At 44.7% G+C, this 10213-nt stretch carries 12 protein-coding genes; 7 read left to right on the top strand and 5 right to left on the bottom strand.

The genetic code is table 11. From position 1 onward, the window contains the following. From B3O33_RS13085 to B3O33_RS13095, 3 genes are all read left to right on the top strand, one after another. Positions 1-194: hypothetical protein (locus B3O33_RS13085; RefSeq protein WP_414673297.1), on the top strand; the 194-nt coding region annotated here is incomplete at its 5' end. Between the two features lie 55 nt (positions 195-249). Then, positions 250-636 (top strand): 4a-hydroxytetrahydrobiopterin dehydratase, encoded by a 387-nt coding sequence (locus B3O33_RS13090; protein WP_292359490.1) that lies wholly within the window; start codon positions 250-252, stop codon positions 634-636. Between the two features lie 14 nt (positions 637-650). Further along, complete coding sequence (locus tag B3O33_RS13095; protein WP_292360224.1) at positions 651-1022, top strand: DUF2237 family protein; 372 nt, start codon at positions 651-653, stop codon at positions 1020-1022. An 11-nt stretch (positions 1023-1033) separates the two neighbouring features. Here the strand turns inward: B3O33_RS13095 and B3O33_RS13100 are convergent, their stop codons facing one another. From B3O33_RS13100 to fae, 3 genes are all read right to left on the bottom strand, one after another. After that, the gene (locus B3O33_RS13100) at positions 1034-2968 is read right to left on the bottom strand and encodes an ATP-dependent DNA helicase (protein WP_292359491.1); all 1935 of its coding nucleotides are present in this window, start codon (positions 2966-2968) and stop codon (positions 1034-1036) included. Positions 2969-3010: 42 nt separating this feature from the next. Then, the gene (locus tag B3O33_RS13105; RefSeq protein WP_292359493.1) at positions 3011-3511 is read right to left on the bottom strand and encodes a hypothetical protein; all 501 of its coding nucleotides are present in this window, start codon (positions 3509-3511) and stop codon (positions 3011-3013) included. Between the two features lie 148 nt (positions 3512-3659). Continuing rightward, complete coding sequence (fae, locus tag B3O33_RS13110; RefSeq protein ID WP_226074375.1) at positions 3660-4211, bottom strand: formaldehyde-activating enzyme; 552 nt, start codon at positions 4209-4211, stop codon at positions 3660-3662. Positions 4212-4344: 133 nt separating this feature from the next. Between fae and B3O33_RS13115 the strand changes: the two genes are divergently transcribed. Both B3O33_RS13115 and B3O33_RS13120 read left to right on the top strand, forming a co-directional pair. Beyond that, complete coding sequence (locus tag B3O33_RS13115; protein ID WP_292359495.1) at positions 4345-4740, top strand: group II truncated hemoglobin; 396 nt, start codon at positions 4345-4347, stop codon at positions 4738-4740. 2 nt (positions 4741-4742) lie between these two features. After that, the gene (locus B3O33_RS13120; protein ID WP_292359497.1) at positions 4743-5489 is read left to right on the top strand and encodes a competence/damage-inducible protein A; all 747 of its coding nucleotides are present in this window, start codon (positions 4743-4745) and stop codon (positions 5487-5489) included. Here the strand turns inward: B3O33_RS13120 and B3O33_RS13125 are convergent. Beyond that, entirely contained in the window at positions 5474-6388 is a 915-nt protein-coding gene (locus B3O33_RS13125) for an AEC family transporter (RefSeq protein ID WP_292359498.1), read from the bottom strand. The genes B3O33_RS13120 and B3O33_RS13125 overlap by 16 nt on opposite strands. Before the next feature lie 105 nt (positions 6389-6493). Between B3O33_RS13125 and B3O33_RS13130 the strand changes: the two genes are divergently transcribed. Together B3O33_RS13130 and B3O33_RS13135 are read left to right on the top strand one after the other, a co-directional pair. Beyond that, entirely contained in the window at positions 6494-8506 is a 2013-nt protein-coding gene (locus B3O33_RS13130) for a LapD/MoxY N-terminal periplasmic domain-containing protein (protein ID WP_292363793.1), read from the top strand. A gap of 3 nt (positions 8507-8509) precedes the next feature. Beyond that, entirely contained in the window at positions 8510-9181 is a 672-nt protein-coding gene (locus B3O33_RS13135) for a transglutaminase-like cysteine peptidase (protein ID WP_292359502.1), read from the top strand. A gap of 12 nt (positions 9182-9193) precedes the next feature. On the opposite strand, the gene B3O33_RS13140 is transcribed toward B3O33_RS13135, so the two are convergent. Next, on the bottom strand, positions 9194-10213 hold a 1020-nt coding region (locus tag B3O33_RS13140; RefSeq protein WP_292363794.1), incomplete at its 5' end, for a TolC family protein.

The following is a 10213-nucleotide window of genomic DNA, read 5'->3' on the forward strand; positions in this document are numbered from 1 at the left end:
TTGGTGAATACAAATTAGATAGCGGTGAAAAACTGGCCGCCCACTATGCCTATGAACAGGTCTCTAACTATGATCACATTAGCGATGATGAAATTAAAACTCATCTTGAAGAGCTGAAATCCAAAGATGCTCACTTCGATTTTAATGAGGCTCTGCACATCGCTAAACAATTCTGTAACAAGTGCGAAACTTAATATTGGTTTACACTGACAGTTCATTAACTATTAATAATTAATCGAGGTCATTATCATGAGCTGGAGAGAAACTGAAAACGAGAAAACATACACTGATGAGGAAGTTGAGGCTCGCCTCAAGGCCGAATTACCTAATTGGTATCTGGAGAATGGCTGGATTCGTCGGAAATATAAAACCAGTGGTTGGAAATCCACGCTGATGGTAGTTAATACCGTGGGGCATTTGGCAGAAGCCGCTTTTCACCACCCTGACCTCACGGTTTCCTATGCGTTTGTTATCGTTAAACTCACCAATCATGCAGCCAAAGGCATTTCAGATAAGGATTTTGAATTGGCCAGCAAGATTGAAGAAGTCATTATGTGGCAACCGGGACTCATTGAAGGCGGTGCACTTGTCGGCACACCTGATGATGCCCGTTTCAAATACATTAAATACGATTAGTCATGGAATTGGATATCAGCCCTTCTTTAAATGTACTGGGTGAACCATTACAAAGCTGTAACCACGATCCTGTTACGGGCTTTTTCCGTGATGGATGCTGTAATACCAGCGATCAGGATTTTGGCTCGCACACAGTTTGTGTTGAACTGACCCGGGCGTTTCTTGAGTTCTCCCGTTTCAGGGGAAATGATTTAAGCACCCCTGTTCCGGAATTTGATTTTCCAGGATTAAAACCGGGTGATCGGTGGTGTTTATGTGCTCAGCGATGGCTTGAGGCTGAGCAGCATGAAATGGCACCTAAAGTGATTTTAGCCAGTACTCATCAACGTGCAACAGAAATAATTCCATTGGCATTATTAAAGAAATATTCCTTAGATTTAATGTGATGTTTCGTCTGTTAGCTATTGATTTGGCTAACACTTTTAAGTTGTCGATTGCTAAAGAAATCTTCAACTTGTGTAATGTCCTGTGTGATTGGCATGGCGGGCAGACTGCGCATAAACACTTTTCCATAAGGTTTATTCAGCAACCGCGGATCACACAGGATTAACACACCATGATCTTGCTCATCACGAATTAAACGACCTATTCCCTGCTTTAACTGAATCACAGCCGAGGGGATCTGGATACTGCGAAATGGATTGCCGCCCCGCTCTTTTAGATTGTTAATTCGTGCTTCCAGCACCGGATCGCCCGGTGAAGCAAACGGAATCTTATCAATTAATACGCAGGATAAGGCTTCTCCTCTGACATCAACACCTTCCCAGAAACTATTGGTGCCCAATAATACCGCATTGCCATGCTGACGGAACTCTTCCAGTAGGGTGGCCTTTGCCCCACTCCCCTGCACCATTAATGGATAGTCCAGATCGGACAGTAATTCAGCCACTTCATGCATTGCCCGGTAGCTGGTGAATAACAGAAATATACGGCCCTGACTGTGCAAGATAACTTCTTTGGCAATATCAGCTACATATTGGTTATAACGACGATCTGCAGGTTCAACCGGAATGTTGGGCAAATACAAAAGACTTTGCCTGGCATAATCAAAAGGACTTTCCCAGCTGGCATATTCTGCATTTTCAATACCCAAGTGCTGGCAGAAATGATTAAATTTACCCGCAACGGTCAAAGTCGCTGAGGTGAATATCCACGCCGCGGGTTTTTCTTCCAGCCATTGTTGAAAATGCTGGCTGATTTCAAATGGTGTGGCGTGCAATACAAATCCTGTTGGCCGATTATCCAGCCATAACACCAGATTATCGTCATTTTGTTCGGCAAATAACTGAATGAGATTCAATAATTCAGTGGCTCTTACATGGCATTGAGACAGGCCGGGGCTGCGCACAGCTAAGGGTTCAAGCTCTGATTCAAATACTTCAAGATAATCTACTAACTCATTGAAATTGTTTTTAATTTCATCATTAAATAATTGCGTTAACCAGGGTGTACGTTGTTCGATATTGCCAATATGTAACCGTAATGTTTGCAGTTTGGCTTGCAGTTTCTCGGCATGCAAAGCAAGTGTTTGACTGTCGGCAGCATGATCCTGCATTTCCTGCACACTATCACGACATAATTCAACAATTTGATGACTACTTATACGGTTGCCGAGAAACTGACCGGCGATAGCGGGTAATTGATGTGCTTCATCAATAATAAATGCATCGGCGGTGGGTAATACTTCGCCTTGCCCCGCACTTTTCAACGCAAAATCAGACATTAACAAGTGATGATTAATTACCACAATGTCAGCTTCCTGCGCCCGGCGACGCGCTTCCACAATAAAACATTGTTGATATTCAGGGCATTGTTGCCCGAGACAGTTATCGACTGTGGAAGTGACTCTGGGCCATAGATTGGATTGTGTTTCCAGTAAATCGGACTCACTTAAATCACCATTTTTCGAACTTTCTGACCATTCACGCAGTGATCGTAACGTGTCACTTTGTGACAGTAATAAGGGATCTTGTTCGGCTAAGGTCAATCGATGATGGCAGAGATAGTTGCCTCGTCCTTTTAATATAGCGGCCTGAAATGGCACAGCCAAGGCTTTACGCAAAGTGGGCAAGTCGCGTCTGAATAATTGATCTTGCAGATTTTTAGTGCCGGTGGAAATAAACACTTTTTGGCCGGATAAAATTGCCGGTGCTAAATAGGCAAAGGTTTTACCGGTGCCTGTACCGGCTTCGGCGACTAATACCGTAGCGGATGCCAGGGTATCAACAATTCGTTGCGCCATTTCCTGTTGCGCCTGACGTGGATGATATCCTTTGATTTGCCTGGCAAGAATACCGCCTTCAGCAAAAATCTGTTGTAAATCATCCTGCATAACTACTTCCGAAAAACTCCGTTAACGTGCCGAAAAATATCATCACCTGGCTTGGTTATCCCATATTTCAGGTTCTGCACCGTTTTCAGCCGTCCAGACGCGTTCACCGATAATTTTGAACTGAGCAATCGACATGGCACCGCGTTTTTTACGATTACTCTCACGATCATTCAGTGCTTCCTGGATAACCTGCTTGGAAGCATAAAATATTTCTATTGGCTGATATTCATCATCAAACAATACCAGTAACACCCCATCCCATTCCTGAGCCGGGTTTAATTGACCGATTCGTGGGGTGGATTTACTGGTATCAAAAATGGCGCGACCTTTAATCACCAATTTTTGATCGGTTAATGCGCCACTTTTACCAACGGCGTCATAACTGGAATTCAAATTATCCAGCAGCTGCAGATCCAGAGATTTTGCGGCATCAAAACGCGCTATTTCACCAGTAACCGGCAAGGTGCTGCCAGTCGCCTGACGATAGCGTGCGGCCAGTTGTCGCGTTTCATGCATTAATGTATCGATGGAATATAAATCCATTTGTCTCTCTGACCGCATTTATTCACATTGAAGCATTATACATGGCAAAAAAAAACGGTCTGCCTGCTTTCGCAGACAAACCGTAAATTTTGTCGAGGCTGTGAATAACCTACATAGCTACGACTACAATTTTTGCAAAAAAATTCATTTATGATTTTTTCGCATCCAGTTCTTTTTGATAGTACTTGTGAACCAGTTTGTCCTGGTTTTCCAGCAGATAATCAATGCTTGGTTCATGATTCATCGCTTTCTCGATAGCACGAGTAGTCGCACGACGATGTACATCAAATAATGCTTCATGATCCAGGTTTTCAACCGTGGTGATACCAGGGTTTAACCAGACAGAAACGATGATGCCTAAATCATTGGCTTTTTCTTTAGGAATTGTACCGTTACGTACGGCATCCAGAACGCCATTAGCAATCGCGCCTTGTACTGTACCCATCAGGATATTGGTATAGGCGGTGTTTTTAACAGTCACTTTACTGACCATGATCGTCGCAGGACGAACCTGAACATCGGTATTCATCAGCGCCAGTACGCGCGAATGACCTTTGACCTGATCACCCATTAAGTTGGCAAATGCGGTTCCTACTGGTCCATCCAGTTCACCGATAACAACTTCCGGTTCTGCGGCAGTTAATGGCGGACCATCCGCGATCAGTGCTTCACCTGTTCGCATTACAATTCTTTCACTCATAAGCTATCGCTCCTTTATTTAGTGCTAAGAAAACGACTCATTATCCCGGTCTGAACCTGATGCCGCAACCTTATAACCCTTTATGAGTACATTGATGCAGAGTAAACTGTGACGTTTTGAGCTTGGATTCAGCATGGCCGAAATCGCAACACCTTATGATCGCATTGGCGGCGAACCTGCCGTCAGAAAACTCTGTCATACTTTTTATAAAATCATGTGCGAGACGCCGCAAACTGAGGTAATCCGTGGCTTACATCCACAAAACATTCAAATCAGTGAAGATAAACTCTTTATGTTTTTAAGCGGTTGGCTGGGTGGGCCTTCCTTATATATAGAAAAGTATGGACATCCCCGATTGAGAGCCAGGCATCTGCCTTTTTCGATTGGTATCGAAGAGCGGGATCAGTGGTTGTATTGTATGGCGCAGGCGCTTAAAACCATGGATCTCGATCCATTATTTGCTGAACAATTGATGAGTTCATTTGCCCAGACCGCAGATTTTATGCGTAATCGACAGGAATCGGAGTAAACATGCATATTGGTGCGGTCATTATTGGTGATGAAATCCTCAGTGGTAAACGTCAGGACAAGCATTTTAATCAACTACAAATTATGCTCGCCAAGCGCGGTCTGGAACTCAGCTGGACGTTAATTGTAGGTGATGATCCACAGCAGCTTGAGCGAGCATTACGCTATAGCATGAGCAGCGAAGATCTGGTGTTCAGCTTTGGTGGAATCGGTGCTACTCCGGATGATCGAACCCGGCAGACTGTTGCCAAAATTGCTGATGTACCCTTAATTCCACATCCAGATGCCATTGCAGAAATTGAAGCCCGTTTTGGCGAATCCGCTTATCCCAATCGGATTTTGATGGGGTATCTGCCAGAAGGGGCTCGGATAATTCCTAATACAATTAATCAGATACCGGGATTTTCTTATGCAAACCATCACTTTACACCTGGCTTTCCTGAAATGGCCTGGCCAATGGTGGAATGGGTTTTGGATAACCGATATGCACATTTAAAAAATCAGCGGCCCGCAGCTGAACAGACTATTTTTGTGCAGCGCGGCCGCGAGTCCGATTTATTACCGGTAATGAATCAAATCGTACATGACTATCCGCAATTGAAGCTTTCAAGCCTGCCTCATCTGGGTGATCCCCCACATATTGAATTCAGTCTGCGGGGCGAACTCGATCAGGTTGAACAAGCCATGCAACTAATCAAGCAGGCGATTGATCAGGCCGGTTTTGTCTGGTCTGATCAGTTAATCCAATAAAACCACAGCGGTAAACTCACCATGCATAACACGGTCGTTAATGTCACGGCTGCCGCATAAAGTGATGTATCCAAACCGTAGCGTTCACAGATCACTATGCCAAACACCATTGTCGGCATCGCAGCGGATAAAATCACCGTGGTCATAATGTCGGCTGGTAAATTGACTATTTGCGTGAGCAACCAGACACCAGATGGCGCAATAAATAAGGTAATAATGGCCACGGGTAACAACAAGGGTAATAAACTGAACCGAAAACTTTGCCAGCGAATGCTCATACCTAATGCAATCAGCATTAAAGGAACGACACCACCAGAAAGTGTTTGCAATGCCGCATGAATAAATTCGGGTCGGTTAATATTCAGTAAATTCAATAATACAGCGATAGTTACTGCCCATAAAGGCGGGATTTTAATCAGACTTTTTAATGGATGCGTTGACTGGTCATGACTGCCGTAATAACCCGCCATTAACATTCCAACCGTCATCAGAACCGGTGTACAGGCAAATAAATCGTATTGCAGAATAATGGCATTCGACCAGCTGCCGAGTACCTGATCCAATACCGGCAACCCCAGGTAAGTGACATTCGGAAATGTAGCCGCCAGTATTAATGCGCCCTTTTGCGTATTGGTTACCGATGTATATTTCAATACCAGCCAGATAAAAAAAGCGGCTGTCAGCAGACCACTCATGGCCAGCAGCGAAATTTTCATGGAATTGATATCTAAAGGCGCTTGCCAGATCACATCAATCACCATTGCCGGTAACAGGATATAAAACACCAGATCCGTCAGTGCACGCCGATGCGCCAGCGCAGGGATATGTTTGGGCGCCAGAGCCTGCCAAAGCGCGCCACAGGCAATTAAAACAGCCATTTGCGCCAAAACAAGAAACATGGGAAGACAACCTTCAAGGAGTATTGACGGATCGTATCAATGCAAAGCTGAAAACAAAAGCATAATCCTTCCCGATTTTGACCAATAACTCAGTATTTAGCTTGCTTGAGCGTTGATGCACAGGTAATGTTAGCCCGATTACTGGATGAAGCAGCAAAACGCTTGTCTCATGCTGACTCCAGCCTGATGATACCTTTCAAATTGAGGTTGTATCTTATGTCTTTATCAAAACAGTTACTTATTCTGTTAACACTGATTTTTCTGATTGTGTTCTCAGTAAATTTTGTCATGAGCATGGACAATATCCGTAGTTATCTGCAAGGTGAATCGGAAGTGCATGTACAGGACACAGCAACCTCTTTGGGATTATCCCTCAGCCCGCATATGGCCGATGAGACAGATCCGATTCTGCGAACCATGATGAACGCTATTTTTGATACCGGCTATTACAAGGAAATGCGTTTATTGGATGTCGATGATAATGAGCTGGTTCGGCTGACCAATCCGGATGAAGTTCGGGGAGTTCCTGACTGGCTTATCCGCTTCCTGCCAATCGAAACCGTCACGGCCGTCAGTGAAATCAGTACTGGCTGGAATATCGCCGGCACCCTGCATGTCACCAGTAATCCTGGTTATGGCTACCTCAAGCTGTATGAGCAATTTAAATCTACCCTTAAATTTTCCCTGTTAATCCTGCTTGGCGCTATTTTATTGCTGTTGATCGTATTAAGAATGACATTGCGCCCATTAAAAGACATTACCAAACAAGCCGATGACATCTCTGCCGGAAAATTTACCGTTATCGATGATTTGCCCTGGACCAAAGAAGTGCGTTCTGTGGCCAAATCCATGAACAGCATGTCGACTAAAATCGGCAAGACCATTCATCATTTGAATGCCCGTCTGGATAAACTCAATGACAACCTGAACCGTGATCCGCTGACCAATCTGTTAAATCAGCAAACCTTTAATGTAGATATCAAACAGTCATTATCAATTGGTGAATTTGGTCATGTCATCTATATCAAATTTGATGATTTAAGTGCGGTGGTGAAAAATCATGGTAAACAGGCCGTAGATGAATTACTGCAAGCTTTTGCCAGCCAGTTACGGCAGCTACCTTTCACGAATACACGCAGTTACCGTTGGTATGGTTCCGAATTTGCTGTGTTAACAACTGACAGCAATATCGATGATATCACCCTGATTGCTGAGCAGATTCAATCGATTGCCAGCGAATTAGGTCAGCAATACGATCAGAGTGATTTGCTGCATATGGGGATTGTGTCGTTTGAACGAAGCAGTGAGTTCGAACGATTGATGCCTGCTTTGGTGGAAGCCTATGAACAGGCACGTTTGATCGAAGCCAATGCATTTTATATCAAGGAAAACATTCTGAGTTCGATGACGGAGATGAGCTGGAAAGCGACTATCGAACAGGTCATTAAAACCGATTCAGCCGTTATCACTTTTACCAACCAGGCTTATAACTACAGTGATACCGCCAAACCCCATCTGGTGATGCGCGAAGCCTTTACTGAAGTGCGGGATGGAAATGGAGATCTGCTGCCAATCGGCACGTTATTCTCAATGGCTGAAGCCTTTGATCTGGTGGAAACACTGGATAAACATATTGTGCAGAAAGTGCTGAAACTGATGCAGCAGGAAGCTGAACCCGCCCCTGTTACCATCAACTTATCCCTGGCTTCTATTGCTTCCGCTGACTTCAAACAATGGCTTGGCAAAGAGGTTATTCAGTCCGGCATTTCCCCGGCTCTGCTTGCCTTTAGCGTAACGGCTTATGCTGCGGCCAAGGATCTGGATACGTTTACGAATTTCAGCATTTTTGTCAGACAATTGGGTGCACATAGTTTGCTCAAACGTTATAGCAGTGATGTCATTCCAGTGAATCTGCTTAAAGATCTGCATATTGATTACATCCGACTGGCGCGTGATTTGACCACTGAGATCCGTAGCAATACCAGTAAGCCCGATTTGCTGGATATTATTCAGGAAATTGCCCGTTTAATTGAAGTGCGAGTATTAGCGGAAAGCGTGCAAGATGAAGAAGACTTCCTGTGGCTGCAACAGGCTGGTTTATTCGGGATCAGTCGTTAATCAATGTTACAAAGGCTAAAGCCAATTGTTTTAGCAGCCATCCTCGCATGGCTGCTGCCATTTTCGGTACCGCTGTTAGCGGAATTACTGATTTCGGAAGCGTTGTTGCAAAAGATTGAAAATGAATATGACAGTGATGCCAGACAACGGGTAGAAGCATGGCAGGCATTGATGCTGGAAGGCAAGGATCTGACAGATCACGAAAAACTCACTGTGGTGAATGATTTTTTCAACAGTAATGTCCTGTTTGTCGATGATATTTTGCTGTGGAATCAGGAAGACTATTGGGCCACACCGATAGAAATGCTGTCGATTGGCGCCGGTGATTGTGAGGATTATTCGATTGCCAAGTACTTCACGCTGAAACAGCTGGGAGTAGATGAAGATAAACTACGCATCACATACGTTAAGGCCACCAACCTGAACCAGGCTCACATGGTCCTGACCTATTTTGAAAATCGTCGTGCTATTCCATTGGTTCTGGATAATCTAATCAATGAAATAAAATCGGCAAACCGTCGTCAGGATCTGATACCGGTTTACAGTTTTAATGGGACGGGTCTGTGGCTGGCCAAGTCACGCGGTGAGGGACAACGTGTCGGCGATGCCTCACGCTTGTCTTTATGGGAAGATTTAGCTGCCAGAATGCGTGCTGAAAGTGCTATTTCCAGATAATCCGGCAAACCATTATAAATTCCGTCCCGCTATCTGGTTTATCATCGAAATTTGTTGCTGAATCTCAATTTCCAGCTGCAACAACTGATGACGATGTTTATCCGCGACTTCCTGACTACGTAAAAAAGTCGTTAAATCAATACCGCCCATATCAAAACTGCGTTGTTGCATCGAAACATATTGTTGACTGACCTCATACTGCTCTTTAAGCAGGATTTGGCGTTGTTGCAGGGTTTTATATTTATCTTTCGCGGCAAGCAGCGCCGCTTCAAGCTGTCGTTTCTGTTGCTGTTGCGCTATTTGCAAATCAGCTAACAGACGACTTGCCTGAGCAATTGCCGGCTGTTGGTATCGGCTGTCATTCAGCGCAAAACTCACACCCACACCAATACTGTTATTGTATGGATCGGCATGAGCATCACGTTCACGTTTGACGCCCAGCGATACGCTGGGATGGCGGGCATTGTCATAACGCGCATTGGCCATTTCACTGCGTTGCCGGGCAATCTGCTGTTCAAGTTCCGCTAACAAGGGGTGATCTTTGTCAATTTCCAGCACCATGGGCAGTGTTTCTTCGATCACATCAGGTAACACCTGCTGGCCTGTCAGAAATTGATACTGATTCAAGCTTTGCTGCAAATCCATTTTGGCTGAAGCCAGCTGGGACTGCATTTCCAGATGATGACTTTGTGCCAGTAAAGCCTCCGAACGTGACAAATCCCCGCCTTCGACCCGGCTTTGAACATTTTTCAATAAATTCCCGGCATTTTCCTGCAAGGTTTCAGCATGTCTGACCTTGGCAGCTGACAGCATTACCTGCCATACATGTTCACGTACTTGTGCTGATGCATCCAGACGGATCCTTTGTTGATAATACGGTACTTCTGCTGCCAGATGACGTGACAGATTCTGTTGCTGACGCTTTTCGCCCGGCAGCCAGATAGGCATTTCAACGGAGGTTTCCCATTCCTGCAGTCCATCACTGCTGCCAATGACATCATTAAAATGATTAACCGATAAACTTAATGGCTC

Source organism: Methylophaga sp. UBA1464 (assembly GCF_002325665.1).
In the GTDB taxonomy this organism is placed as follows: Bacteria; Pseudomonadota; Gammaproteobacteria; order Nitrosococcales; family Methylophagaceae; genus Methylophaga.

Excerpts from the sequence above, each read along its gene's own strand:
- B3O33_RS13125 (WP_292359498.1), bottom strand. The coding sequence starts at position 6,388 with ATGTTTCTTGTTTTGGCGCAAATGGCTGTTTTAATTGCCTGTGGCGCG.
- B3O33_RS13115 (WP_292359495.1), top strand. The coding sequence starts at position 4,345 with ATGGCCGAAATCGCAACACCTTATGATCGCATTGGCGGCGAACCTGCC.
- fae (WP_226074375.1), bottom strand. The coding sequence starts at position 4,211 with ATGAGTGAAAGAATTGTAATGCGAACAGGTGAAGCACTGATCGCGGAT.
- B3O33_RS13120 (WP_292359497.1), top strand. The coding sequence starts at position 4,743 with ATGCATATTGGTGCGGTCATTATTGGTGATGAAATCCTCAGTGGTAAA.
- B3O33_RS13090 (WP_292359490.1), top strand. The coding sequence starts at position 250 with ATGAGCTGGAGAGAAACTGAAAACGAGAAAACATACACTGATGAGGAA.
- B3O33_RS13105 (WP_292359493.1), bottom strand. The coding sequence starts at position 3,511 with ATGGATTTATATTCCATCGATACATTAATGCATGAAACGCGACAACTG.
- B3O33_RS13100 (WP_292359491.1), bottom strand. The coding sequence starts at position 2,968 with ATGCAGGATGATTTACAACAGATTTTTGCTGAAGGCGGTATTCTTGCC.
- B3O33_RS13135 (WP_292359502.1), top strand. The coding sequence starts at position 8,510 with ATGTTACAAAGGCTAAAGCCAATTGTTTTAGCAGCCATCCTCGCATGG.